The sequence below is a fragment of the Streptomyces sporangiiformans genome (genome assembly GCF_005768555.2).
In the GTDB taxonomy this organism is placed as follows: domain Bacteria; phylum Actinomycetota; class Actinomycetes; order Streptomycetales; family Streptomycetaceae; genus Streptomyces; species Streptomyces sporangiiformans.
Window position 1 is genome coordinate 1 of record NZ_VCHX02000337.1, and the last position, 25,915, is coordinate 25,915.

The 25,915-nt window shown below is 69.3% G+C and carries 23 protein-coding genes; 11 read left to right on the forward strand and 12 right to left on the reverse strand.

Annotated elements, in window-relative coordinates; all coding sequences use genetic code 11:
• Window positions 1-118: 118 nt before the first annotated feature.
• Together FGD71_RS42650 and FGD71_RS42655 are read right to left on the reverse strand one after the other, a co-directional pair.
• On the reverse strand, window positions 119-1,090 hold the full coding sequence (locus FGD71_RS42650) for a pirin family protein (RefSeq protein WP_119105969.1): 972 nt from the start codon (window positions 1,088-1,090) through the stop codon (window positions 119-121).
• 111 nt (window positions 1,091-1,201) lie between these two features.
• Entirely contained in the window at window positions 1,202-1,681 is a 480-nt protein-coding gene (locus tag FGD71_RS42655) for an SseB family protein (RefSeq protein ID WP_119105970.1), read from the reverse strand.
• A gap of 531 nt (window positions 1,682-2,212) precedes the next feature.
• Here FGD71_RS42655 and FGD71_RS42665 point away from each other — a divergent pair.
• From FGD71_RS42665 to FGD71_RS42685, 4 genes are all read left to right on the forward strand, one after another.
• Window positions 2,213-4,039: an acyl-CoA dehydrogenase gene (locus tag FGD71_RS42665; protein WP_119105971.1), complete on the forward strand. Its 1,827-nt coding sequence runs from the start codon at window positions 2,213-2,215 to the stop codon at window positions 4,037-4,039.
• Between the two features lie 119 nt (window positions 4,040-4,158).
• The gene (locus tag FGD71_RS42670) at window positions 4,159-5,457 is read left to right on the forward strand and encodes a M18 family aminopeptidase (protein ID WP_119105972.1); all 1,299 of its coding nucleotides are present in this window, start codon (window positions 4,159-4,161) and stop codon (window positions 5,455-5,457) included.
• 152 nt (window positions 5,458-5,609) lie between these two features.
• Entirely contained in the window at window positions 5,610-5,867 is a 258-nt protein-coding gene (locus FGD71_RS42675) for a DUF6458 family protein (RefSeq protein WP_119105973.1), read from the forward strand.
• Window positions 5,868-6,079: 212 nt separating this feature from the next.
• Window positions 6,080-6,574 carry an LURP-one-related/scramblase family protein gene (locus FGD71_RS42685; protein ID WP_119105974.1) on the forward strand — a complete coding sequence of 165 codons (495 nt, stop codon included), beginning with the start codon at window positions 6,080-6,082 and terminating at the stop codon, window positions 6,572-6,574.
• Between the two features lie 63 nt (window positions 6,575-6,637).
• On the opposite strand, the gene FGD71_RS42690 is transcribed toward FGD71_RS42685, so the two are convergent.
• Entirely contained in the window at window positions 6,638-7,408 is a 771-nt protein-coding gene (locus tag FGD71_RS42690) for a carbon-nitrogen family hydrolase (protein ID WP_119105975.1), read from the reverse strand.
• A 139-nt stretch (window positions 7,409-7,547) separates the two neighbouring features.
• Here FGD71_RS42690 and FGD71_RS42695 point away from each other — a divergent pair, with 139 nt between their 5' ends.
• Complete coding sequence (locus FGD71_RS42695) at window positions 7,548-8,372, forward strand: maleylpyruvate isomerase family mycothiol-dependent enzyme (protein WP_119105976.1); 825 nt, start codon at window positions 7,548-7,550, stop codon at window positions 8,370-8,372.
• 62 nt (window positions 8,373-8,434) lie between these two features.
• Here FGD71_RS42695 and FGD71_RS42700 read toward each other — a convergent pair whose 3' ends face one another.
• Both FGD71_RS42700 and FGD71_RS42705 read right to left on the reverse strand, forming a co-directional pair.
• Window positions 8,435-9,727, reverse strand: coding sequence for an MFS transporter (locus FGD71_RS42700; protein ID WP_119105977.1), 1,293 nt, complete (start codon window positions 9,725-9,727; stop codon window positions 8,435-8,437).
• Window positions 9,724-10,443, reverse strand: a complete 720-nt coding sequence (locus FGD71_RS42705; protein ID WP_119105978.1) for a GntR family transcriptional regulator — start codon at window positions 10,441-10,443, stop codon at window positions 9,724-9,726. The genes FGD71_RS42700 and FGD71_RS42705 overlap by 4 nt, the downstream gene beginning before the upstream one ends.
• Before the next feature lie 197 nt (window positions 10,444-10,640).
• Here FGD71_RS42705 and FGD71_RS42710 point away from each other — a divergent pair, with 197 nt between their 5' ends.
• Window positions 10,641-11,540, forward strand: a complete 900-nt coding sequence (locus FGD71_RS42710; protein ID WP_119105979.1) for a D-alanyl-D-alanine carboxypeptidase family protein — start codon at window positions 10,641-10,643, stop codon at window positions 11,538-11,540.
• A 72-nt stretch (window positions 11,541-11,612) separates the two neighbouring features.
• Here the strand turns inward: FGD71_RS42710 and FGD71_RS42715 are convergent, their stop codons facing one another.
• Window positions 11,613-12,089 (reverse strand): helix-turn-helix domain-containing protein, encoded by a 477-nt coding sequence (locus FGD71_RS42715; protein WP_162931382.1) that lies wholly within the window; start codon window positions 12,087-12,089, stop codon window positions 11,613-11,615.
• Window positions 12,090-12,171: 82 nt separating this feature from the next.
• Between FGD71_RS42715 and FGD71_RS42720 the strand changes: the two genes are divergently transcribed.
• Together FGD71_RS42720 and FGD71_RS42725 are read left to right on the forward strand one after the other, a co-directional pair.
• Window positions 12,172-13,443: an MFS transporter gene (locus tag FGD71_RS42720; protein ID WP_119105981.1), complete on the forward strand. Its 1,272-nt coding sequence runs from the start codon at window positions 12,172-12,174 to the stop codon at window positions 13,441-13,443.
• 124 nt (window positions 13,444-13,567) lie between these two features.
• Window positions 13,568-14,566, forward strand: a complete 999-nt coding sequence (locus FGD71_RS42725) for a BRO-N domain-containing protein (RefSeq protein WP_119105982.1) — start codon at window positions 13,568-13,570, stop codon at window positions 14,564-14,566.
• Window positions 14,567-14,678: 112 nt separating this feature from the next.
• Here FGD71_RS42725 and FGD71_RS42730 read toward each other — a convergent pair whose 3' ends face one another.
• Genes FGD71_RS42730 through pdhA form a run of 3 tightly spaced genes read right to left on the reverse strand, consistent with a single transcriptional unit; the run spans window position 14,679 to window position 18,278 of the window.
• Complete coding sequence (locus FGD71_RS42730; RefSeq protein ID WP_119105983.1) at window positions 14,679-16,109, reverse strand: dihydrolipoamide acetyltransferase family protein; 1,431 nt, start codon at window positions 16,107-16,109, stop codon at window positions 14,679-14,681.
• Between the two features lie 10 nt (window positions 16,110-16,119).
• On the reverse strand, window positions 16,120-17,100 hold the full coding sequence (locus FGD71_RS42735; RefSeq protein ID WP_119105984.1) for an alpha-ketoacid dehydrogenase subunit beta: 981 nt from the start codon (window positions 17,098-17,100) through the stop codon (window positions 16,120-16,122).
• 2 nt (window positions 17,101-17,102) lie between these two features.
• Window positions 17,103-18,278, reverse strand: coding sequence for a pyruvate dehydrogenase (acetyl-transferring) E1 component subunit alpha (gene pdhA, locus FGD71_RS42740; protein ID WP_119105985.1), 1,176 nt, complete (start codon window positions 18,276-18,278; stop codon window positions 17,103-17,105).
• 453 nt (window positions 18,279-18,731) lie between these two features.
• Between pdhA and FGD71_RS42745 the strand changes: the two genes are divergently transcribed.
• Complete coding sequence (locus FGD71_RS42745) at window positions 18,732-19,757, forward strand: phosphotransferase (RefSeq protein WP_119105986.1); 1,026 nt, start codon at window positions 18,732-18,734, stop codon at window positions 19,755-19,757.
• A gap of 153 nt (window positions 19,758-19,910) precedes the next feature.
• On the opposite strand, the gene FGD71_RS42750 is transcribed toward FGD71_RS42745, so the two are convergent.
• Window positions 19,911-21,452 carry a protein kinase domain-containing protein gene (locus FGD71_RS42750; protein WP_420878399.1) on the reverse strand — a complete coding sequence of 514 codons (1,542 nt, stop codon included), beginning with the start codon at window positions 21,450-21,452 and terminating at the stop codon, window positions 19,911-19,913.
• Window positions 21,453-21,777: 325 nt separating this feature from the next.
• Here FGD71_RS42750 and FGD71_RS42755 point away from each other — a divergent pair, with 325 nt between their 5' ends.
• Entirely contained in the window at window positions 21,778-23,409 is a 1,632-nt protein-coding gene (locus FGD71_RS42755; RefSeq protein WP_119105988.1) for a protein kinase domain-containing protein, read from the forward strand.
• A gap of 128 nt (window positions 23,410-23,537) precedes the next feature.
• On the opposite strand, the gene FGD71_RS42760 is transcribed toward FGD71_RS42755, so the two are convergent.
• The gene (locus tag FGD71_RS42760) at window positions 23,538-24,077 is read right to left on the reverse strand and encodes a bacterial proteasome activator family protein (RefSeq protein ID WP_119105989.1); all 540 of its coding nucleotides are present in this window, start codon (window positions 24,075-24,077) and stop codon (window positions 23,538-23,540) included.
• Between the two features lie 201 nt (window positions 24,078-24,278).
• Between FGD71_RS42760 and FGD71_RS42765 the strand changes: the two genes are divergently transcribed.
• Entirely contained in the window at window positions 24,279-24,791 is a 513-nt protein-coding gene (locus tag FGD71_RS42765) for a hypothetical protein (protein WP_140936065.1), read from the forward strand.
• Between the two features lie 58 nt (window positions 24,792-24,849).
• Here the strand turns inward: FGD71_RS42765 and FGD71_RS42770 are convergent, their stop codons facing one another.
• Window positions 24,850-25,830 carry an NAD(P)H-quinone oxidoreductase gene (locus FGD71_RS42770; RefSeq protein ID WP_119105991.1) on the reverse strand — a complete coding sequence of 327 codons (981 nt, stop codon included), beginning with the start codon at window positions 25,828-25,830 and terminating at the stop codon, window positions 24,850-24,852.
• Between the last annotated feature and the right edge of the window lie 85 nt (window positions 25,831-25,915).

A 25,915-nucleotide genomic window follows, 5' to 3' on the forward strand; every position in this document is an offset into this window, starting at 1 on the left:
CCGGGCGGGCCGTCCTGCTGGACGGCCCGCCCGGGTGACGGAGTGTCAGTCTCTGTCTGCGCCTCTCCGCGTCTCCGCGTCTCCGCCTCTCCGCGTCTCCGCGTCTCCGCCGGAAGACCTACAGCCCGCCCTCGGTCATCCCGTGCACGGCGGGGATCGTCCCCAGCCGTCCCTTCTGGAAGTCCTCGAACGCCTGCTGAAGCTCTTCGCGGGTGTTCATCACGAAGGGCCCGTAGTGGGCCATCGGCTCACGGATCGGCTGCCCGCCCAGGAGGACGACTTCCAGGTCCGGGGTGTTGGAGTCCTGCTGCTCGTCCGCGCGGACGGTCAGCGAGGAGCCCGTACCGAAGACGGCCGTCTGCCCGGTGTGGACAGGCCGGCGTTCCGCACCGACGCTGCCGCGGCCGGCGAGGACGTACGCGAGACCGTTGAAGTCCTCGCGCCACGGCAGGGTGAGCTCGGCACCGGGCGCCACGGTCGCGTGGATCATGGTGATCGGCGTGTGTGTGATGCCGGGGCCCTGGTGGCCGTCCAGCTCACCGGCGATGACGCGCAGGAGCGCGCCGCCGTCGGGGGTGGTGAGGAGCTGCACATGGCCGCCGCGGATGTCCTGGTAGCGCGGCGCCATCATCTTGTCCTTGGCCGGGAGGTTCACCCACAGCTGGAGGCCGTGGAAAAGACCGCCCGACACGACGAGCGACTCCGGCGGGGCCTCGATGTGCAGGAGGCCCGAGCCGGCGGTCATCCACTGGGTGTCGCCGTTGGTGATGGTGCCGCCACCACCGTTGGAGTCCTGGTGGTCGAAGATCCCGTCGATGATGTACGTCACGGTCTCGAAGCCACGGTGGGGGTGCCAGGGGGTGCCCTTGGGCTCGCCCGGCGCGTACTCCACCTCGCCCATCTGGTCCATCATGATGAACGGGTCGAGGTGGCGGTAGTTGATCCCGGCGAACGCACGGCGGACCGGGAAACCCTCGCCCTCGAATCCGCTCGGCGCGGTGCTCACCGCCAGCACGGGACGGGCCACGGCCTCGGTCGACGCGACCACGCGGGGCAGGGTCAGCGGGTTCTCGACGGTCACTGCAGGCATGTCGGTACCTCCTTGTGCTCCGAGTTTAGTTGACTATTGAACTTCCTGCCACCCGGAACAGAGAACGCCCGGAGGGAATTCCCTCCGGGCGTCACTCGGTGTCGAGGCACGTCAGCCGTACATCCGGCGCATCGCGAAGTCGACCATCTGCTCGACCGCCTTCGCGTCGAAGACCATGCGGTGTTCGCCCTCCATGTCGAGGACGAAGCCGTAGCCGGTGGGGAGCAGGTCGATCACCTCGGCGCCGGTGATCACGAAGTACTTCGACTCCTTGCCGGCGTACCGGCGCAGCTCCTTGAGCGAGGTGAACATCGGGATCACGGGCTGCTGGGTGTTGTGCAGCGCGAGGAAACCGGGGTTGTCGCCGCGCGGGCAGTACACCTTGGAGGTGGCGAAGACCTGCTGGAAGTCCTCGGCGGAGATCGACCCCGTCGTGAACGCGCGCACCGCGTCCGCGAGCGAGGGCGGTGACGGCTCGGGGTACAGCGGGCCGCCCTGCTGGCCGTACCCGCCGGGCATCTGCTGCTGCGGCGGGGGCTGCTGCTGGGCGTACTGCTGGCCTGGCCCCGCGGTCTGGTCGTAGCCGTACATGGGGGCAAGAGTACCGGTGGCCTCCGGCGGTTTGACCGGGGTTGCGCTGCCGGTGGGTGGGGGCGCCTTGGGGTTGGCGCGTGGGTGGGGGCGCCTGCTGCCGGTGGGTGGGTCGGGGTCGGGCGACTGCGGGACGGTTGGGGGCGCGCCCCTTTAGTGGCGCTAGGTGACTGAGGGTTGGGGACGCGCCCCTTAGGGGCGCGGGGAACTGCGCGACCAGCCACCACCGGACCGCAGCCGAAGTACGCCCCCCACCCTCATCCCCTCCCGCCCGAGGGCGACCGTGGATATAGGGGGGTCTGGGGGCGCAGCCCCCTGTTTCGGGAAGGGGTGGGGTCGGGGAAGGAACCCGATTTGGCCGAACCGGTGGCGGGACCCCTGCGGAGGGCCGAATGTTAGACCCTGCTCACACTTGGGCCGCTAGGGGTTGATTCTTATTACCGACGGGTAGCATCATCGGAGCTACTTGCTGGTACGTGAACTAGGTCCGAGGAATCACCACCTCCCCGATCCCTTAACGGAGCCGTCGCCATGGGGCACTACAAGTCGAATCTCCGCGACATCGAGTTCAACCTCTTCGAGGTGCTCGGGCGCGACACGCTGTACGGCACCGGCCCGTTCGCGGAGATGGACGCCGAGACCGCCAAAAGCATCCTCGAAGAGCTCACCCGCCTCGCGGAGAACGAGCTCGCGGAGTCCTTCACGGACGCCGACCGCAACCCCCCGGTCTTCGACCCGGAGACCAACACCGCCCCGGTCCCGGCCGGCTTCAAGAAGAGCTACAAGGCCTTCATGGAGTCCGAGTACTGGCGGCTCGGCCTGCCCGAGGGGATCGGCGGCACGACCGCCCCACCGTCCCTGATCTGGTCGTACGCGGAGCTGATCCTGGGCGCGAACCCGGCGATCTGGATGTACTCCTCCGGCCCGGCGTTCGCCCGCATCCTCTTCGAGGAGGGCAACGAGGTCCAGCAGAAGATCGCCCAGATAGCAGTGGACAAGACCTGGGGCTCGACCATGGTGCTCACCGAGCCCGACGCGGGTTCGGACGTCGGCGCCGGTCGCACCAAGGCCGTTCAGCAGGAGGACGGCTCCTGGCACATCGAGGGCGTGAAGCGCTTCATCACGTCCGGTGAGCACGACATGGAGGAGAACATCCTCCACTACGTGCTGGCCAGGCCCGAGGGCGCCGGCCCCGGCACCAAGGGACTCTCCCTCTTCCTCGTACCGAAGTACCTCTTCGACTTCGAGACCGGCGAGCTGGGCGAGCGCAACGGCGTGTACGCCACGAACGTCGAGCACAAGATGGGCCTCAAGGCCTCCAACACGTGCGAGATGACGTTCGGCGACCGCCACCCCGCCAAGGGCTGGCTGATCGGCGACAAGCACGACGGCATCCGCCAGATGTTCCGCATCATCGAGTTCGCGCGGATGATGGTCGGTACGAAGGCGATCTCGACCCTGTCGACCGGCTACCTCAACGCGCTCGAGTACGCCAAGGAGCGCGTCCAGGGTCCGGACCTCGCGAACTTCATGGACAAGACCGCCCCCAAGGTCACCATCACGCACCACCCGGACGTGCGCCGCTCGCTGATGACGCAGAAGGCGTACGCGGAGGGCATGCGCGCCCTGGTCCTCTACACCGCGTCGATCCAGGACGAGATCACCGTCAAGGAGGCCGCGGGCGAGGACGCCGCCGCCCTGGAGGCCCTGAACGACCTGCTCCTGCCGATCGTGAAGGGCTACGGCTCCGAGAAGGGCTACGAGCAGCTCGCCCAGTCGCTGCAGACCTTCGGCGGCTCCGGCTTCCTGCAGGAGTACCCGATCGAGCAGTACATCCGGGACGCCAAGATCGACACCCTCTACGAGGGCACGACCGCGATCCAGGGCCAGGACTTCTTCTTCCGGAAGATCGTCCGCAACCAGGGCGCGGCCCTCAACTCCCTCGCCGAGGACATCAAGAAGTTCCTGGCTGTCGATTCGGGCGGTGAGGAGCTGGCGGCCGCCCGCGAGCAGCTCGCCAAGGCCGCTGTCGAGCTGGAGGCCATCGTCGGCCTCATGCTCACCGACCTCGCCGCGACCGAGCAGGACGTCAAGAACATCTACAAGGTCGGGCTCAACACCACCCGCCTGCTGATGGCCTCGGGTGACGTGGTCGTCGGCTACCTGCTGCTGAAGGGTGCCGTCGTCGCCGCCGAGAAGCTTCCGACGGCGTCGGCCAAGGACAAGGCGTTCTACAGCGGCAAGATCGCGGCGGCGAAGTTCTTCGCGGCCAACGTCCTGCCAAGCGTCACCGGCGCGCGCAAGCTCGCCGAGGGCGTCGACCTGGACCTGATGGAGCTGGACGAGGCGGCCTTCTAGGTCCCTCGGCCGGCAACCGGGTCCTGTTCCTCCGGTCAGTCCACGTCACTCACAGCCCCTTGCGAGGGCCCGTTCCCGATCGCCGGGAGCGGGCCCTCGTACGTCGTTAAGGTGAACCCATGAGCACACCCCCACGCTTTGATCGCGGCCACACCGACGACCTCATGTCCTTCCTGGCGACCAGCCCGTCCCCGTATCACGCGGTGGCGAACGCGGCCGAGCGGCTGGAGAAAGCCGGCTTCCGCCAGGTGGCGGAGACCGACGCATGGGACGGCACGTACGGCGGGAAGTACGTGCTGCGTGGCGGCGCGATCGTGGCGTGGTACGTGCCCGAGGGGGCCGATCCCCACACGCCCTTCCGGGTCGTCGGGGCGCACACCGACTCCCCCAACCTGCGGGTGAAGCCGCTGCCCGACAGCGGTGCGCACGGCTGGCGCCAGATCGCGGTCGAGGTCTACGGCGGCCCCTTGCTCAACTCCTGGCTGGACCGCGACCTCGGGCTGGCCGGCCGGCTGTCGCTGCGCGACGGCACGACCCACCTGGTGAACATCGACCGCGCACTGCTCAGAGTCCCCCAACTCGCCATCCATCTGGACCGCTCGGTCACCTCCGAGGGCCTCAAGCTCGACAAGCAGCGCCATCTCCAGCCGATCTGGGGCCTGGGCAACGACGTACGCGACGGGGACCTGATCCGTTTCCTGGAGCGGGAGTCGGGGCTGCCGGAGGGCGAGGTCACCGGCTGGGACCTGATGGTGCACTCGATCGAGCCGCCGTCGTACCTGGGCCGGGACAAGGAGCTGGTCGCGGGCCCGCGCATGGACAACCTCCTGTCCGTGCACGCCGGCACGGCGTCGCTGTCGGCGGTCGCGACCTCCGGCCGTGCCCTCTCGTACATCCCGGTGCTCGCGGCGTTCGACCACGAGGAGAACGGTTCGCAGTCGGACACCGGGGCGGACGGGCCGCTGCTCGGCAGCGTGCTGGAGCGTTCGGTGTTCGCGCGCGGAGGTTCCTACGAGGACAAGGCGCGCGCCTTCGCCGGCACGGTCTGCCTCTCCTCCGACACGGGGCACGCCGTCCACCCGAACTACGCCGAGCGGCACGACCCGACGCACCACCCGCGGGCCGGCGGCGGCCCCATCCTCAAGGTCAACGTCAACAACCGCTATGCCACGGACGGTTCGGGCCGCGCGCTCTTCGCCGACGCCTGCGACAAGGCCGGCGTCCCCTTCCAGTCCTTCGTCTCCAACAACTCGATGCCCTGCGGCACCACCATCGGCCCCATCACCGCGGCCCGCCACGGCATCAAGACGGTCGACATCGGTGTGGCCATCCTCTCCATGCACAGCGCCCGCGAACTGTGCGGCGCGGACGACCCGTTCCTCCTGGCGAACGCGCTGGTGGCGTTCCTCGAGGGGTAGCGCCTCCCGCCCCGGCCCCACGGCTGTCCGTGTGTGGGGCGCCCTGTCCGTGAGGTGAGGAAAGTCCGTCTCCGCATGGCCGGCCCGACGCCGGGTACTCGGCCCAGGTCCGCAACAGCCGTGCATACGGACAGGACAGGGAGGCCAGACTCATGGGTCTGGGTGGATGCATCATTCTCATCGCGGCGGGAGCCATCCTCACGTTCGCGACCGACTGGGACATGAAGGGGGTCAACCTCGACCTGGTCGGGCTCATTCTGATGGCGGTCGGACTGATCGGCGTCGCGACGTTCAGCAGTATCGCCAAGCGCAGGCGCGTGGTGGTGCCGCCCGCGACACCGGTGATAGACGAGGAGCGCCACCACCACCATCACGGGAGCGGGTACCGCGAGGGATACGGCGAGTACTGAGCCCCGGCGTGCTCCGTCCAGTGGAGGGCGTGCCCGGTAGTGGCGTCCACATGGGCCGGGGCCTCGTCCTGGCGGTCGCCCACGGACCACGTGCCCGTGGGCTCGAACACCAGGATCGAGGCCCCGCCCCGGTGTGCTCGGCCGGTGACGAGGCTCAGCCCATCGGCCTACCGGCGGCGTTTCGGACCGGAGGCCGGGGAACCGCTAAGGGCATGAAATTCCTCGTACGCGACCGGATCCTGGGCATCGGCGACGACTACTGGATCGAGGACGAGCACGGCCGCAAGGCCTTCCTCGTCGACGGCAAGGCGATGCGCCTGCGGGACACCTTCGAGTTGAAGGACACGCAGGGGCGCGTCCTGATCGACATCCACCAGAAGATGTTCGCCCTGCGGGAGGCGATGGTGATCGAGCGGGACGGCGAGCCGCTGGCCACCGTCCGGCGCAAACGCCTGTCGCTCCTGCGCGACCACTACAAAGTGACCCTCGCCGACAGCACCGAACTCGACGTCAGCGGCAAGATCCTCGACCGTGAGTTCGTCGTCGAGTACGACGGGGAGATGCTGGCCCACATCTCGCGGCGCTGGCTGCGTCTGCGGGACACGTACGGCGTGGAGGTCGTACGGGAGGACGCGGACCCGGCGCTGCTGATCGCCGTGGCGGTGTGCGTCATTCACCTGGCGGAGAAGGAGCGGGGGGTGGACTGAGCCGTCGCTCCCGCCCCTTCGGAGCACTCGGTTTCGGGGCGCACGGGTTCAGAGCACTCAGGCTCAGAGCACTCGGTCCTTCAGCGCCGGGAACTGTTCCCGCGTCGTCGCCACCTTCGCGGGGTCGAGGTCGACGGTCAGGATCTCCTCGTCCGCGCCCGCTTCCGCGAGCACCTCGCCCCACGGATCCACCACGATCGAGTGCCCAGCCTGCGGGACGCGCGCATGCGTACCGGCGGTCCCGCAGGCGACGACGTACGACTGGTTCTCGATGGCCCGGGCCTGGGCGAGCAGCGTCCAGTGGGATCGGCGGCGCTCGGGCCAGCCGGCCGGGACGACGAACATCTCGGCGTCCGCGTCGACCAGCCGCCGGAACAGCTCGGGGAAGCGGAGGTCGTAGCAGGTCGCGAGGCCGAGCGTGGTCGACGGCAGCCGTGCGGTGACGACTTCGGTGCCCGCGCTCATCAGCACCGCCTCGCCCTTGTCGAAGCCAAAGCGGTGGATCTTGCGATACGCGGCGGCCAGCTCACCGGAGGGTGAGAAGACCAGCGAGGTGTTGTAGAGGCCGGCCGGGTCGAGTTCGGGAATGGAGCCCGCGTGCAGCCACACGCCCGCGTCGCTCGCCGCCTTGGCCATCGCCTCGTACGTCGGCCCTTCGAGCGGCTCGGCCTCCGCCTCGAAGGACTCGTACGCGAACGCGCCCGTCGTCCACAGTTCGGGAAGGACGACAAGATCGGCACCGGCCTGCTCACGGACGAGGGACGCCACACGCCGTCGGCGCGCTTCGACCGATTCGTCCTCGTTCACACCGATCTGGATGAGGGAGGCGCGCACACTACCACCGTCCTGGCATTCGACCCGCCGCAGACGGGCCTACGATCGTCACACGAAAGCACTGCCGGGGTGCCTTGGAGCAGCGTAACTTAGCGCTCCAAGACACCCATGCCCGCGCACCAACCGCCCGAGGGGTCCCGTGAGTCTCCATCCCAGCCTGCAAACCTCCGCCGACGCCTGGACCCACTCCGTCGAAGCGATAGCCGAGCTGGTGCAACCGCTCGTGGAGGGTGAGTGGAACCGCCCGACACCGTGCCCCTATTGGTCGGTGCGCGACATCGTCTCCCATGTCATCGGTGTCGACTGCGAGATGCTGGGCGATCCGCGCCCGATCCACACGCTGCCGCGCGACCTGTACCACGTGAAGACCGAGGCCCAGCGCTACCAGGAGATTCAGGTCGACGTACGCCGCCACCACACGGGACCCGAGATGGTCTCCGAGCTGGAGTACACGATCATCCGCCGTTCCCGGCAGCTGCGGAACGAGAACCGCGCCCCCGACACGATCGTGCGCGGCCCGCGCGGCATCGACGAGACCCTCGACTACGCCATGCGCAGGCGGGCATTCGACATCTGGGTGCACGAACAGGATCTGCGGACCGCCCTGAACAAGCCGGGGAATCTGGACTCCCCCGGCGCGTACGTCACGCGCGACATGCTGCTGGACGTCCTGCCGAAGATCGTCGCCAAGGACGCCCAGGCTCCCGCGAACTCCGCCATCGTCATCGACGTGCACGGGCCGGTCGAGTTCCTGCGCACGGTGCGGGTGGACGCCGAGGGGCGCGGGTCGGTGGACGGTTCGCCGTCGCTGGGGCCGCTCGTCTCGCTCAGCACGGACTGGGAGACGTTCGTACGGCTGGCCTGCGGGCGCGTGTCGCCGGCGGCCGTGGCGGACCGCATCAAGTCGGAGGGTGACCAGGACCTGGCGGCGGCGATCCTGAGGTCGTTCGTCGTCACGCTGTAAGCCGTAAGCCGTAAGCCGTAAGCCGTAAGGCTCGGCCCTGCTCCACCGCCCTCGGCCGTCCCTTACGCCGGTACGTGGACCGTCTCCACCCTGCTGGCCACGAGCCGTTCGCGCTCGCGACGGGCCGCCTGGCGGCGCAGGCGGAGGATCTGGCTGAGGCCGAGCGCCTGAAGCACGAACACCGCGGAGAACGCGACGACGTAGTCGTCCCCGGTGGCGTCCAGCAGCACCCCGATCGCGAACAGCGTCGTCATCGAGGCGACGAAACCCCCCATGTTCGTGATTCCGGAGGCCGTGCCCTGACGCTCGGGCGGGTTCGCGGGGCGGGCGAAGTCGAAGCCGATCATCGAAGCGGGCCCACAGGCACCGAGCACCGCGCAGAGCACGATCAACAGCCACATCGGCGCGTGGTCGGCGGGATACGCGAGCGTGGCGCCCCAGACGACCGCCGTAGACAGCACCGTGCCGAGAGCCAGCGGAAGCCGCGCCGCGTGGTGCCGGGCGACGATCTGTCCGTACACCAGGCCGACGGTCATGTTGGAGAGCACGACCAGGGTCAGCAGCTCGCCGGCCGTCGCCCGTGAGAGCCCCTGCGCCTCGACGAGGAACGGCAGGCCCCACAGCAGCAGGAACACCATCGCCGGGAACTGCGTGGTGAAGTGCACCCACAGCCCGAGCCGCGTCCCGGGCTCCCGCCAGGACGCGACGATCTGCCGGCGCACATACGCGGCGCCCTGGTGCGGGAACGGCTCCGGCTCGTGTCCCTCGGGGTGGTCCTTCAGGAACAGCAGCATCAGGACGAGGACGACGACACCCGCGAGCGCGCTGCCCGCGAAGGCCGCTGTCCAGCCGACGCCGTGCAGCAGCCGGGCCAGGACGAGCGTCGAGACGAGGTTGCCCGCCATGCCCACCAGGCCCGCGAACTGCGCGACCATCGGCCCGCGCCGGGCCGGGAACCAGCGCGTGCCCAACCGCAGCACGCTGATGAAGGTCATCGCGTCACCGCACCCGAGCAGCGCGCGCGACGCCAGCGCCATCCCGTACGAGGGAGAGAACGCGAAGCCCAACTGCCCCGCCGTGAACAGGAGCACGCCGATCGTCAGCACCTTCTTGGTGCCCAGCCGGTCGACCATCAGGCCTACGGGTATCTGCATGCCCGCGTAGACGAGGAGCTGGAGGATCGAGAAGGTCGAGAGGGCCGAGGCACCCACGTGGAAGCGGTCGGCGGCGTCGAGTCCGGCCACCCCCAGCGACGTACGGAAGATGACGGCCACGAAGTAGACGGCGACGCCGACGGACCAGACGACGACGGCCCGGCGGCCGCCCGGCGGATCGCCCGGGAGGGACGCGGTCATCGAACGTCACCCCGCGCCAGGGCGGAGAACCAGCTGACATGCCCGTGGACCAGCGCGACGGCCGCCTCCGCGTCTCCGGAGCGCAGCGCCTCGAGGATCTCCCGGTGCTCGGTGAGCGTCTTGGTGATCCGGTCGGGGTGGGCGTGCATCACGGCGACACCCATCCGCAGCTGGCGGTCGCGGAGCTGGTCGTAGAGGCGGGAGAGGATCTCGTTGCCGCCGCTGCGCACGATCTCGGCGTGGAAGCAGCGGTCGGTGACGGCGGCCCCCGCCAGATCTCCGGCCGTGGCCTGCTCCTTCTGCTTCTCCAGGAGCTCCGTGAGGCGCGCGATGAGCCGCGGGGAGGCCGGCACCGCCTTGCGGATCGCGTGCTCCTCGACGAGCTGCCGGGTCTCCACGACGTCCGCGATCTCCTGCGCGGAGACGGGCAGGACGAGCGCGCCCTTCTTCGGGTAGAGCTTGATCAGCCCCTCGACCTCGAGCTTCAGCAGCGCCTCGCGTACGGGGGTGCGCGAGACCCCGACCGCCTCGGCCAGCTCGCCCTCGGTGAGCAGCGTCCCGCCCTCGTAACGGCGCTCCAGAACTCCCTGCTTGACGTGGGCGTAGACGCGCTCGGCAGCGGGGGGTTGTTTGACGGGTTCGGGTGCGAGTGCGGGAGTTGCGGGCGGAACTGAGGCCGAGGTCGGGGTCGGGGACGCAGAGGGAGCGGAAGCCATGCACACACCTTAGATACAACACGTACGCATGAGCACGGACCATCCAGGATGCGGACGCGTGACACCAGAGGTGTGACACCAGGGGCACCCCGCCGCGCAACAGCACACCCCTTTGTGCTATCCACGTGTCTCATGAGTTGGCCGCTCTCTCAAGTGGCCACCCCCCAGGGGCATTTAACGTAATCGGGGTACTCGACTTGATAACCGGCATTAAGCGCATCCGGGTTCGCAGAGCTGCCGCAGTGGTCATCACCACCGGAGCCGTGCTCGCGACCGGGGCCCTCACCGCTGCGCCCGCGCAGGCGCTCACGAAGCCCACGATCGCCGCCAAGGGCGGCTACGTGATGAACAACGGCACCGCCAAGACCCTCTACACCAAGGCCGCGGACACGCGGCGCTCCACCGGTTCGACCACCAAGATCATGACCGCGAAGGTCGTGCTGTCCCAGCCGAACGTCAACCTGGACGCCAAGGTCACCATCCAGAAGGCGTACAGCGACTACATCGTCGACAACAACTGGGCCTCGAACGCCAAGTTGATCGTCGGCGACAAGGTCACCGTCCGCCAGCTGCTGTACGGCCTGATGCTGCCGTCCGGCTGCGACGCCGCGTACGCGCTCGCCGACAAGTTCGGCTCCGGCTCGACGCGGGCGGCGCGCGTGAAGTCGTTCATCGGCAAGATGAACAAGCAGGCCAAGGACCTCGGTCTGACGAACACCCACTTCGACTCGTTCGACGGCATCGGCAAGGGCGCCAACTACTCGACGCCGCGCGACCTGACGAAGATCGCCAGCAGCGCGATGAAGAACTCGACGTTCCGCACGATCGTCAAGACGAAGAAGTACACGGCGAAGACCACCACGAAGTCCGGCGGCACCCGGACGATGGCGCCGTGGGAGAACACGAACTCGCTGCTCGGCACCTACAGCGGCGCCATCGGCGTGAAGACCGGCTCCGGTCCGGAGGCCAAGTACTGCCTGGTCTTCGCCGCGACCCGCAACGGCAAGACCGTGATCGGTACGGTCCTGGCGTCCACGTCCGCGACCCAGCGCACGACGGACGCGAAGAAACTGATGGACTACGGCTTCAAGAAGTAGGCGTATGTCCAAGGGAGTTGGACGGGACCGCCATCCCCGTCCAACTCCCTTTTCGTTGCTCCTGTTTCCCCGTCAGCTCTCAGCCCTCCCCTGATCCTCGAGCCCCGCCCCGGACAGCAGAAGCAGGTCCAGGAGCCGCTCCAGGTCCCGCTCACCGACGTCCCGACCGGTCACCGCACCCAGGGCGAGCAGCGCGTCCTGCAGACGCTCCGCCACGAGCGACACATGCGCCCGACGATCGTGGGCCAGCCGCCGAGCCACCGCGCGCACGCGCGGTGAGGCCATGAGCCCGCGCACCGCGTCCGGCACTTCGGGCTCCGCCGCGCCCTCGCCCGCACCCTCGTCCTCGCCGCGCAGGCCGATCTCCAGCCGAAAGCCGAGCGCGGCCGCCAGCTGTTGCAGCGCGGCCACTGTCGGATTGCCCCGGCCGTTCTCCAGGTTCGCGATGTAGGGCACCGACAAGCCGGCGTCCACGGCCACGGACGCGATCGTCCGCCCGGCTTCCTGCCGTCGGGTTCGCAGCGTCCGCCCGAGTTCAGCCTTGTCCAACCCGACCACCCCACCCACCGTCTGAACTATCTCAGTAGAACACTCTTGCCGTTCGTTATTCTACAGGAATACATTGCTCGGCATGACCGCGTCCGCCTCCACGCCCGCCTCCACGCCCGCTTCCACACCCACCTCCAAGCCCGCACTGAGAAACAGCAGCTTCCGCCTCCTGTGGACCAGCAGCACCATCTCCGGGCTCGGCTCCTGGCTGCTCGTGGTCGCCCTGCCCTTCCATGTCTTCCAGCTCACCGGTTCACCGGCCGCGACAGGACTCACCCTGGCCCTTGAGGCACTGCCCGCACTGCTGCTCGGCCCCTGGATCGGCGCTCTGCTCGACCGCTGGGACCTGACCCGCGCCATGTGGCTGGCCGACCTCGCGAGCGCGGCCGCCGTGGCCCTGATCCTGCTGGCCGACAGTGCGGCAGACGTCTGGCTGATCTATGTGGCCGCACTCGGCGAGAACCTGGCCACCACGGTCTTCCGGCCCGCCGCCCGTGCGCTGACGCCGGCCGTCCTCGGCACCGGGCCCGAGCTCGTCGCGGCGAACTCCCTCAACGCACTCACCGGCAGCGTGCTCCGCCTGGCCGTGCCTCCGCTCGGCGCCTTGCTCCTGGCGGGTCCCGGCATCACCTCGGTTCTGCTCGTCGACATCGGAAGCTATCTGTTGTCGGCCCTCCTGATCACCAGGGTGGGACATCGCCGCCACGCCACCGCGGCCAAAGCGAAAGTGCCCGAGAGCGAACGGGGCACCCTGGCCGGGGTGCGCGCCGACCTTCGCACCGGCCTCAGGCACGTCATCCGGGCCCCTGCCCTGCGCGGCCCGCTGGCCGCAAACGGAGTGTTCCTGACCGCGAACGCGGCCCTTACCGTGCTCCTCGTCCCGTTCGTCACCGGACATCTCAATGCACCCGGATACGCCGTCGGCTACCTGATCTCGGGGCTGGGCGCCGGTTTCATCGCGGGCTCAGTGATCAGCCGCCGGATCCTCACCAGGTTCCGCACCCGGCACATCCTCGGTGCGACTCAACTGGCCAACGGCGCGGCGTACTTCGCCCTGTTCAACGCGCCGAACCTGCCGCTCGCCATCGCGGCCGCGGCCCTGCTCGGCCTACCAGGCAGCATCCTGCTCATCGCGGTGGAAACCCACGTCCAACGCACCGCCCCACCCGCCATGCTCGGCCGCGTCAGCGCCCTGTTCTTCGCCGTGGACTCCCTCGCCGCCGTCGTCGGCGCACTCTGCGCACCGGCATTGGTCGCGATCCTCGGCCTCACCCCCGCACTCAACGCCATCAGCGCACTCGCGCTCCTCGCGGTACCCGTCTCGATCTCGAAGAGGACTGTCCGCCGCCCCTGACATACACACACCGATGCCCGCACACAGGCGAATCAGCGTTCTTCGCTCGCAATCGTGAACATCGTTGCCCTGGCTGGCATATGCGGACTTCTCCGCTTTACGTTCCGCAGCGGAGGTGGTTCAGATGATCGAACCCAGTAAGCAGCCCGACGCGGCTGAGCAGCGCAATGCGATCGACGTCGGTGACTTCGTCTACGCGGCCACGGGAGCCCGGGTCCGCAGGCTGACCATGCCGGACGGGACCCACTGGTTCCCGGCGGTGGATGTGTGCAAGCACTTGGGGTACACCACCCCTCGAAAGGCGCTCCTCGACCATGTTCCAGAGGAGCATCGAGACTTTCTCGAGACAGTGACTGGAAGTCACTGTCTCAGCATTCCTGCTGGTAGAGAGTGGCGCCGAGATCTGAATCTCATCGATCTCCAGGGCCTGATCCTTCTCGTCAACGGCTGCACGAAGCCCGCCTGCGCGCCCTTCAAGCAGTGGGTCGCCGAGGTGATCGAGACCGTCCAGCGAGAGGGCTCCTACACGCTTGAGGAAGCCGAAGTGCAACCCGCGGACCCGGCCGCCCCCATCGCGTACGCCATGCCCGAGCAGGTCGCCGAAGCCATCGTCCGGCTCGAGGAGCGCAACCTTCAGGCGGATGAGCAACTCGCCGTCGCTCAGCATGAGTCGCTCGCTCTGCAACGGGAGACGGTGGAGACCCAGCGGGAGATGCTGACGATGCAACGGGAGATGCTGGCGATGCAGCGTGAGACGCTCACCGCCCAGCAAGCCATCGCCCAGGCCATGGAACGCATCGCGAACCGGCTCGACGTCCTGGCCCTCGACCGTGCGACGCCCACCGCCGCCTTGTCCGCGCATCCGACCACGGAGTCCGTACTGGCCGACTGGCGGCAGCGGTTGTCCGTGACGGCGGACGTCTGGGCGGTGGCGGTGGTGATCGCCCCGGTCCTGGTCGAGGAGGGCGAGCTGCGCCAGCCGCTCGAGTCGATCGCGGCCCGTACCGGACTCTCGGTGCACCGGGTGAACGAATGCCTGCGCCTGCTGCGCAAGCACGCCTGCATCCACTCCAAGGGCGGAGCGGAGGACGGAGCACCGGTGTACGTGCTCAACCGGTCCTGACCGATACCGACACCGACACCGCGACAGCGGGAACCGGCAACAGCAACAAAGGGGGCGCCGCATCCCAAGCTTGCGGCGCCCCCTTCGCGTTGAATCTATCCGGCCGACGGCCTCACGCCCAAGTAATCAGCCGTTTCGGCTGTTCCAGGATCGCCGCCACATCCGCCAGCACCTTGGATCCCAACTCGCCGTCCACCAGGCGGTGGTCGAAGCTCAGCGCCAGTGTGGTGACCTGACGGGGCTTGACCTTGCCCTTGTGGACCCAGGGCTGGAGCTTGATGGCGCCGACGGCGAGGATCGCGGACTCGCCGGGGTTGAGGATGGGCGTACCGGTGTCGACGCCGAAGACGCCGACGTTGGTGATGGTGACCGTGCCGCCCTGCATCGCCGCCGGGGACGTCTTGCCCTCGCGGGCCGTGGCCACCAGCTCGCCGAGAGCCGCCGCCAGTTCGGGCAGGGTCTTGGTGTGGGCGTCCTTGATGTTCGGGACGATCAGGCCGCGCGGGGTGGCCGCGGCGATGCCCAGGTTCACGTAGTGCTTGACCACGATCTCCTGGTTCGCCTCGTCCCAGGACGCGTTCACCTCAGGGTTCCGCTTGATGGCCACCAGCAGCGCCTTGGCGATCAGCAGGAGCGGGTTGACCCGGAGGCCGGCGAGGTCCTTGTCCTGCTTGAGCTCCTCGACCAGCTTCATGGTGCGCGTCACGTCGAGCGTGATGAACTCGGTGACATGCGGCGCCGTGAACGCCGAACCGACCATCGCCGCCGCCGTCGCCTTGCGGACGCCCTTGACGGGGATACGGGTCTCCCGGTCGCCCCCGTACGACACCACAGGCGCCGGGGCCGGGACGGCAGCGGGAGCTGCCACGGGCTCGGGCTCGGGCGTCGGGGGAGCCACCGCCGCGTGCACGTCCTCGCGCGTGATGATCCCGTCCGGCCCGGACGGCGTGACCGTCGCCAGGTCCACGCCGAGGTCCTTGGCGAGTTTGCGCACCGGTGGCTTCGCCAGTGGGCGGGCCGGCGGGGGCGTGTGCCCGTTCAGCTCGCCCTGGACCGCGGCCGTCGCCTCGGCCTGCGGGGCCGGAACTCCCTTACGGGCACGCCGCTTCGTCGACGCCTCGGCGACGCCGTACCCGACGAGGACCGGCTTGCGGCCCTCGGGCTTGGGCGGCTCCTCCGGCGAAACCGGGGCCTGGGGCTGGGTCTGGGCTTCGGCAGGCGTCCCGGGCTCCGCGGCCGGAGCGGTCTCAGCGCCCCCACCGCCCCCGTCGGCGCCTCCCGACAGATCCACCGTGATGATCGCCGTGCCCACGTCGACCGTCGTCCCCTCGGGGAAGCGGAGCTCGCGCACCACCCCGTCGTACGGGATCGGCAGTTCGACGGCCGCCTTGGCGGTCTCCACCTCGCAGACCACCTGACCGTCGGTGACCGGGTCACCGGGCTGGACGTACCACTTGAGGATCTCCGCCTCGGTCAGCCCCTCGCCCACGTCGGGCATCTTGAACTCGCGAAGGCCGGAGGCAGTCTCAGTCATAGTCGTCACGACCCTCTCCTCAGTACGCCAGCGCGCGGTCGACGGCGTCCAGCACCCGGTCCAGACCAGGCAGGTACTCGTCCTCAAGGCGCGCCGGTGGATACGGGGCGTGGTAGCCGCCCACCCTCAGCACGGGCGCCTCCAGGTGGTAGAAGCACCGCTCGGTGATCCGGGCCGCGATCTCCGCACCGGAGCCGAAGAACACCGGCGCCTCGTGCACCACCACCAGCCGGCCGGTCCGCTCCACCGAGGCCTGCACGGTGTCGAAGTCGATCGGCGAGAGGGAGCGCAGATCCAGGACCTCGAGGGATCTGCCCTCCTCCTGGGCGGCGGCCGCGACGTCCTGGCAGACCTTCACCATCGGCCCGTACGCGGCCAGCGTCAGATCGCTGCCCGCGCGCACCACATGAGCCTTGTGCAGCGGGGCGGGGATCGCCTCGGGGTCGACCTCGGCCTTGTCCCAGTAGCGCCGCTTGGGCTCGAAGAAGATCACCGGGTCGTCGCTGTGGATGGCCTGCTGCATCATCCAGTACGCGTCCGACGCGTTCGACGGTGACACCACCTTCAGCCCGGCCACGTGCGCGAACAACGCCTCCGGGGACTCGGAGTGGTGCTCGACCGCGCCGATGCCGCCGCCGTAGGGGATGCGGATGACGACCGGCAGTTTGATCTTCCCGAGTGCCCGCGCGTGCATCTTCGCGAGCTGCGTGACGATCTGGTCGTAGGCGGGGAAGACGAATCCGTCGAACTGGATCTCCACCACCGGGCGGTAGCCGCGCAGCGCGAGTCCGATCGCGGTGCCGACGATGCCCGACTCGGCCAGCGGGGTGTCGATGACCCGGCCCTCGCCGAAGTCCTTCTGCAGCCCGTCCGTGACCCGGAAGACGCCGCCGAGCTTGCCGACGTCCTCGCCCATGACCAGGACCTTGGGATCGGCTTCGAGGGCCGTGCGCAGCGACTCGTTGATCGCCTTGGCCAGCGCCATCTTTTCTGCCGCCATCGCTACTTGCCCTCCCCTTCCTCAGCGAACGACGCCTGGTAGGCGGCGAACTGGGCCCGCTCCTCGTCGACGAGCGCGTGCCCGTCCGCGTACACGTTCTCGAAGATGGCGAAGTGGTCCGGGTCCGGCATGGCTCGTACCACTTCGCGCACTCGCCTTCCCAACGCCTCGCTCTCGGCTTCGAGTTCCGCGAAAAAACTCTCGTTCGTGTCGGTTTCGGACTCGAGATAGGTGCGCAGGCGCTGGATCGGGTCCTTCGCCTCCCACGCCAGCCGCTCGTCGTCGTGCCGGTAGCGCGTGGGGTCGTCAGAGGTGGTGTGGGCACCCATGCGGTATGTGTACGCCTCGACGAGCGTGGGTCCCTCGCCCCGGCGGGCCCGCTCCAGCGCCCACTTCGTGACGGCCAGGCACGCCAGTACGTCGTTGCCGTCCACCCGCACGCCCGGGAAGCCGTAGCCCTGCGCCCGCTGGTAGAGCGGAACGCGCGTCTGCTTCTCGGTGGGTTCGGAGATCGCCCACTGGTTGTTCTGGCAGAAGAACACCACGGGAGCGTTGTAGACCGCGGAGAACGTGAACGCTTCGGCGACGTCGCCCTGGCTGGACGCGCCGTCCCCGAAGTACGCGATCACGGCCGAGTCCGCGCCGTCCTTGGCCACGCCCATCGCATAGCCGGTGGCGTGCAGGGCCTGCGAGCCGATGACGATCGTGTAGAGGTGGAAGTTGTTGCCGTTCGGGTCCCAGCCGCCGTTGTTCACGCCGCGGAACATGCCGAGGAGGTTGGTCGGGTCGACCCCGCGGCACCAGGCGACGCCGTGCTCGCGATAGGTCGGGAAGACGTAGTCGTCCTCGCGGGTGGCCCGGCCGGAGCCGATCTGGGCGGCCTCCTGGCCGAGCAGCGAGGCCCACAGGCCCAGCTCGCCCTGGCGCTGCAGCGAGGTCGCCTCGGCGTCGAAGCGGCGGGTGAGCACCATGTCGCGGTACAGACCGCGCAGCTCATCGGGGGTGATGTCGGCGACGTACGCCGCGTATTCGGCGGACTTGGCGTGCTTGACGCGCTTGCCCTGCGGCGTCAGCAGCTGAATGAGTTCGGCGTCCTGGCCCGGTGACTTCTTGGCGCTGGTGCGCTTCGTACCGGCGCTGCGTCGCGGCTTGCGCGCGGCAGTGCTCTCCACGGTCACGTGTGCTCCTCCGTCGGTCCGGCCCCCAGGGTTGCCGGGTGGCCAGTGCGGCTCGCCTGATCCGTACCCGTGCACGGGGTGGGTGCCCTCGGCCGGGAACAGGCGTGGTGGGTGCCCCGGCGAGCGCCCCGCAGTAGGCACGTTACCCAGTGCCCCACATTTCTGGGAAACCCCTCCTGACCTGCGTTTTTGCTTGGATATCCAAGTATTTTCTACTCGGATTTCCGAACAGATCACGAAAGTCGGGAACAGTCCCAGGTCACAGCACTGGTTACAGCCTTGCAGGGGGCCGGAACACCGGCACGTTATCCCGGTCACCCCGGGAACGGGAAGGGTCGGCACGGTGACCGACACGCTCACACGAGTGTCGGCCATATACCAGACACGTTCACGCGCGCACTGTCTGTGACAAGCGCGAGGTCAAGGAGGTCGCCGGTGCCCTAGCATCTGCGCGTGCCGCGCTCATCCGTACTCGCCGCCCCCTCCCCGGTGCCCCCTCTGGGCGCTCTCCTGCGGCGGTACGCCGCCGGGAGACCGCTCGCCTGTGAACCCGTCGACCAGGGGCTGCTCAACCGCGGCTACCGGCTAGCCACGACCCGCGGCCGGTACTTCCTCAAGCACCACTTCGACCCCGAGACCGCCGACCCTGCCGCGATCACCCGCCAGCACCACGCCACCCAGCGCCTCGCCGACCTCGGCGTCCCCGTGGCCCCGGCCCTGACCGGCACCGATGGCCGCACGGTCGCCGTCATCGGCGGTCACGCCTACGCGCTGCACCCGTGGATCGACGGGCGCCACCGCGGCGGCGCCCAGCTGACCACGGGGCAGTGCCGGCGCCTCGGGGCGCTCCTGGGCGTCGTACACGCGTCCCTGGCGCGGGTGATGCCGTCACGGCAGTCCGAGGGGCGGGCGGAGAGCGCCGATCCCGCCGACACCTTCGCGCTCATCGACGACCTGCTCGCCCGGGTACGCCGCCACCGCCCGCCGGACGCCTTCGACGAGCTGGCCCACCACCGGCTTCTGGAACGCCGTGCGCTCCTGGAGCTGCACGCCGACCGGCAGCCCCCGCAGGGCGGCTCGGTGGGCTGGGTGCACGGGGACTTCCACCCCTTCAACGTGCTCTACAAGGGGCACGCTCCCGCCGCGATCGTCGACTGGGACCGCCTCGGCGTCCAGCCGCGGGCCGAGGAGGCGGTACGCGCCGCGGTGATCTTCTTCGTACGTCCCGCCGGCACGCTGGACCTGCCGAAAGTGCGGGCCTACGCGCGCGCGTACCGGCGTTCCGCACATGCCACTCCCGCCGAACTCTCCGCCGCCGTGCACCGCGTGTGGTGGGAGCGGCTCAACGACTTCTGGATACTGCGCTGGCACTACGAGCGCGGGGACACCCGCGCCGACCCGCAGTTCCCCGCCGCTTCCGCGCTGGCGGTGTGGTGGACACGGCAGTACGGCGCGGTGTGCCGGGCGTTCGTGGGGTGATGCCGCCTCAGGACGGCCTGAGGCCGCCGTCCCCGTGCATCCGGCGCTTCTGGGCCCTGCCTCGAGGCCCGCACCACGAGGCCGGCAAAAGCAGCACGCGCACGTGGAGCCCGTTTTCGGGCCACACGCGCGCGTGGGTGGGCTGAGTCGCGGTCAGCCTTCTTCGTCGCCCGTGTTGTTCGTCTGAGTCGGCTCCGCCGACGTGTCGTCGGTCGGTTCGTCCGACGGCTCCTCCGTGGGCTGCGTCTCGGTGGGCTCCGTGGTCGTCGGCTGGTTCGTGGGCTGGGTCGGCTGTTGCGTCGGCTCGTCGGTGTAGCTCGGCGACGGCGTGTACGACGGCGAGTAGTCCGGGTCGTCGCCCGTGCTGGTGCCGTCGTCCGTGGCCTCGTCCGACGGCTCCTCCGAGGCGCTCTTGGTCGGCTTCGGGTCCTTCTCGGTCTGCGAGGCCGTCGGCGACTGCGTGGTACTGCTCCCACCGCCGCCGTCGTCCTTGCCCTGCAGCGCCAGCGCGACACCCGCCGCGATGGCGATCACCGCGAGAACGGCCAGGACCCAAAGCTTGCCGCGGCCGCTGCCCCGGTTTCCGCTGCCGTCGAAGCCTCCGTCGTCCCCACCGCCGCGGTTCGGCAGGATCGGTGACGGGATCTGCGTGGTGCCGGAGTCGCCCGGGTGCGGCAGCGCGGTGGTGCCCGCGACGCCCATCGCCGGGGTGCTCCCGCCCTCGTGCATCTCCACGGGACCGGTGTTCCAGGTGCCGGTGTGGCCGCCCTGGTCGTACAGCATCTGCAGCCCGTACTGGACGAGCCCGCGCATCTCCTCGGCGGTCTGGAACCGGTCGTCCGGCTCCTTCGCCAGCGAGCGCATGACCAGGCCGTCCAGCTCCGGCGGCGACGCGTCCGAGGCCTCGGAGGGCGGCACCGGGATGTCCTGAACGTGCTGGTAGACCACGGACAACGGGGTCTCGCCCGTGAACGGCGGCCGCAGTGCGAGGAGCTCGTACAGCAGACAGCCCGTCGCGTACAGGTCGCTGCGGTGGTCGACCGCTTTGCCGAGCGCCTGCTCGGGCGACAGGTACTGGGGCGTGCCCATGACCATGCCGGTCTGGGTCATCGTCGACTGTGCTCCGTGCAGGGCGCGCGCGATGCCGAAGTCCATCACCTTCACCGCGCCGGTCTGGGTGATGATGACGTTCGCGGGCTTGATGTCGCGGTGCACGATGCCGTGCTGGTGCGAGTACGCGAGCGCTTCCAGCACGCCGGAGACGATGATCAGCGCCTGCTCCGGCCCGGGAGCCTCGGCGTTGATCAGCAGGTCGCGGATCGTCCGGCCCTCGACGAGCTCCATCACGATGTAGGGGACGGTCTGGTGACCGACCACGTCCTCGCCGGAGTCGTAGACCGCCACCACGGCATGGTGGTTGAGGCCCGCGACCGACTGCGCCTCGCGTGTGAAACGCGCCTTGGAGACCGGATCCTCGGCCAGGTCGGATCGGAGCAGCTTGACCGCGACCGTACGTCCGAGACGGACGTCCTCGGCCGCGAACACCTCGGCCATGCCGCCCCTGCCGAGTCTGCGGGTCAATCGGTATCGGCCGTCACCGACCAGTCCGCCGTTACCCCACATGTCCGGCGCGTCTGACATACCGCCGCCAGTCGCCTCGGGGTCGGACGGGCCCTGAGCGCGCTGCTGTGCCATCAGTCCTCGCCGTCGTTTCTGCCCGCGTCCGCGCGGTGGTTGTTACGGTCTCCGTCGGGCCACGCTACAGCCTCCGCGTGAGGCACCGGTCCGAGATGGACCGGCCATGAAACCCGGAGCAGGTCTTCGGGTGCAAATTATGTGTGCCGATCGCACGTCGGCTGTAACGCTTCCGCGACGCTTCTTTCGCGTACGGTCACGGATCGGGCACCGAACTTGACGTGTCAGTGCCCTCGGGCAGACTTGGCCGGGAATAAGTCAAAGGATCAGCGATCGCGCGAGCGCGCCAGCAGCTTTCGCCCGCGCCGATGGGGGACGCAGACACATGAGCCAGGACGGCGCACAGGGCCGATACGCAGGGCGTTCGGTCGCCGGCGGGCGCTATCAGCTGCGCGACTTGCTCGGCGAAGGCGGCATGGCATCAGTGCACCTGGCGTACGACTCGGTGCTGGACCGACAGGTCGCGATCAAGACACTGCACACCGAGCTCGGGCGGGAGCAGGCCTTCCGCGAGCGCTTCCGCCGCGAGGCCCAGGCGGTGGCCAAGCTCACTCACACGAACATCGTCTCGGTCTTCGACACCGGCGAGGACGATCTCGAAGGCCAGACAACTCCGTACATCGTCATGGAGTATGTCGAAGGCCGTCCGCTCGGCTCGGTCCTCGACCAGGACGTCGCGCAGTACGGCGCGATGCCCGCCGACAAGGCCCTGAAGATCACCGCGGACGTGCTGGCGGCCCTGGAGATCAGCCACGAAATGGGCCTGGTCCACCGGGACATCAAGCCGGGCAACGTGATGATGACGAAGCGGAACGTCGTCAAAGTGATGGACTTCGGCATCGCCCGCGCCATGCAGTCCGGCGTCACCTCGATGACGCAGACCGGCATGGTGGTCGGCACGCCGCAGTACCTCTCCCCGGAGCAGGCGCTCGGCAGGGGGGTGGACGCGCGCTCCGACCTGTACTCCGTCGGCATCATGCTCTTCCAACTGGTCACGGGGCGGCTGCCGTTCGACGCGGATTCGCCGCTCGCCATCGCCTACGCGCATGTGCAGGAGGAGCCCGTCGCGCCCTCCTCGGTGAACCGGTCGCTGCCCCCGGCGGTGGACGCGCTGGTGGCCCGCGCACTGAAGAAGAACCCGAACGAGCGTTTCCCGAGCGCCGAGTCGATGCGCGACGAATGCCTGCGCGTGGCCCAGTCGTTCCAGGCGGCCGCGCCGAGCATCGTCCCGGGCGCGCAGACGTCGAGCGGCGCCGGCGTGGGCTCCGCGGTGTTCCCGCCGATCGACCAGACGCCCCCGGGACCGTCGGGGAACGTACAGACGCCGTACACCCCGGGTCCGTACGGCCCGCCGGCTTCCACACCGCCTCCGTCCCCGTCGTACGGCTATCCGCAGCAGGGCGGCTACCAGACGCCGCCCCAGACCGCGGCGTACTCCCCGCAGCAGGGCCTCTCGACCCCGCCGCCGTACACGATCTCCCCGCAGCCCACGACGCCCGCCTCGGGCGGCGGCCGCAAGAGCAACACGCCGGTGATCATCGGCTCGATCGTCGTCGCGCTCGCCGCCATCGGTGGTCTGATCGCGGCCCTGACGCTGAATAACGACAGCAACACCGAGGGTGGCGGTGGTGGCGACGCCACCGCGTCGGCGTCCGAGGTGGCCGGCCACAGGGGGCCGGACACGACGAAGACGATCGAGGCCGAGGAGTGCTCGGAACCGGAGGAGTCGTACAACGACCCCGAAAAGGTCAAGATCCCGGACTTCACCTACAAGAACCTCGACTCGGTGAAGAAGTGCCTCCAGGCGGCGGGCTGGGAGTACGAGAAGAAGGAAGTCAACGAGAACACGTACGGCGAAGACACCGTCATGCAGCAGATTCCGGCGGCCGACACGGACGTCGACCCCAAGGAAATGCCCAAGATCCAGCTCTACGTCTCGACGGGCGACCCCGCCTGATCCTCCGGACGCGCTGACTGGATACGCCGCCGCATACGCGAAGGGGCCCGGCACGGATGCCGGGCCCCTTTCGTCTGTCCGGCCCTGGAGTTAGGGGTGTACGGCCCCAGGGATACGGGTTTTTGGCCCTAGAGGTACGGCCCGCCCGACCGGCCGCCCAACCGCTGCTCCTCGTCACCCTCGCCGCCGACACCCGGCGGCAGGGCGCGGCGCATCTGCTCCAACTGGGCCCGGGCCGCCATCTGCTGGGCGAACAACGTCGTCTGGATCCCGTGGAAGAGACCCTCCAGCCAGCCCACCAACTGGGCCTGCGCGATGCGCAGCTCGGCGTCGGAGGGGACCCCGTCGTCCGTGAACGGCAAGGAGAGCCGCTCCAGTTCCTCGACGAGATCGGGAGCGAGACCGTCTTCCAGCTCCTTCACCGAGCTGGCATGGATCTCCTTGAGACGAACCCGGCTCGCCTCGTCGAGAGGAGCCGCGCGCACCTCCTCCAGCAACTGCTTGATCATGCTTCCGATCCGCATGACCTTGGCGGGCTGCTCCACCATCTCCGTCACCGGAACTTCGCGGGAGTCATCGTCTCCTCCGCCGCCGAGAGCCATTCCGTCCTGGCCCACGACCAGGATCTGAGGGTTCTCCGGCGACCTGTCGTTCCTCGGCATCTCCATGCCGCCATTCTCTCGCGGCGCACGGAGAGGCCTCAAGCAGGGGGCGGTTCCGTGGCCGCCACCTCCGCGGGCCGCAGGAGGCAGGCAAGGGCACCCAAGGTCACCGGAAGTGACCGAGATGCCGGAATCAGTAGCGCATGTGAGGCTTGTTCCGTCGCACAGACGATCTTGGCGCCCGAGCTCCGGGAGGAGGTCACCGACGTGACTCCGAGGCTCCGCACGCCGCATGCGGCCGGCCTGCTGCTGGTGGTGGTCCTGACGGCGACGCCCCCGGTCCACGCTGCGTACGCCAACGAGCCCCGACCGGACGAGCCCCGTCCCGCCGACTCCCGCGCGGGCAGCCGTCCCGGTGAGGGGCGGGAGAGGCCGGGGCGGGAGGCTGCGCCGTGGTGGGACGAGGACGCCGGCGCGCACCGCCCGGAGCTCGACCCCGGCGTCCCGGACGCGCCGGTGACCCCGGACAGCCCAGAGGCGACCGCCGACTCCGACACCGGCTCCGACTCAGACACCGGCTCCGACACCGGCTCGGACGTCGGCTCCGAGCCGTCGCGGGACGCCGCGCCGTCGTCCTCCGCGTCCGACAAACCGGCCGTCGCCCACCCCGTGGGCTCCACGGAACCCATGTTGCGGATCCTGCCCCTGGGCAGCGGGCTGGTCCTCATCGGACTCGGCATCGGGCTCGCGTTGCTCGCGCTGCGCGTGCGGCGCGGCTGAGGCCCTGTCCGACGTAAGTCCCGAAGGGCCGCAGAGACCGAAGGGTCGAAGGGAGAGGCTACGGGAGCGTCAGCAGCACCTTCCCGATGTTGCCGCCCTCCTCCAGCACACGGTGCGCCGCGGCCGCCTCGGCCATCGGCAGCTCACGGTCCACGACCGGGCGTACGTGACCGCCGGAGATCAGCGGCCAGACATGCTCGCGTACGGCAGCGACGATCGCCGCTTTCTCTGTGGCGGGGCGGGCGCGCAGTGAGGTCGCGGTGACGGCGGCCCGCTTCGCGAGGAGCGTGGCGATGTTCAGCTCGCCCTTGACGCCGCCCTGCATACCGATGATCGCGAGTCGGCCGTTGGTGGCCAGGGCCTTGACGTTCCGGTCCAGATACTTGGCGCCCATAATGTCGAGGATGACGTCCGCGCCGGCACCGTTCGTGGCGGTCTTGATCTCCTCGACGAAGTCCTGTTCGCGGTAGTCGATGAGGACGTCCGCGCCGAGCTCGGCGCAGTACGCCAGCTTCTCCTTGCTGCCCGCCGTGACGGCGATCTTCGCGCCGACCGCCTTCGCCAGCTGGATCGCCATGGTTCCGATGCCGCTCGCGCCGCCGTGCACCAGCAGGGTCTCACCGGGGCGAAGGTGGGCGATCATGAAGACGTTGGACCAGACCGTGCACGTCACCTCGGGCAGCGCGGCAGCCTGCTGGACCTCGATGCCCTTGGGCACGGGCAGCAGCTGGCCGGCCGGTACGGCGACCTTCTCGGCGTACCCGCCGCCCGCGAGCAGCGCGCACACCTCGTCGCCGACGGCCCACCCCGAGACACCGGGCCCGACCTCCGCGATCCGTCCGGAGCATTCGAGTCCGGGGTACGGGGATGCGCCGGGCGGCGGATCGTAAAACCCCTGCCGCTGGAGCAGATCGGCGCGGTTGACCGCCCCGGCCACCACCTCGACCAGCGCTTCGCCCTCGCCGGGCACGGGATCCGGGACCTCGTCCCACACCAGTGCCTCGGGCCCGCCAGGTTCAGGAATCGTGATCGCACGCATGCGGCGAGGCTACTCCCGGGAGTTCGGCAGGTCAGGGCCCAGGGCCTTTCGGCGGGCCCAGGGCCCGTCACCGACGTCCCCGAAC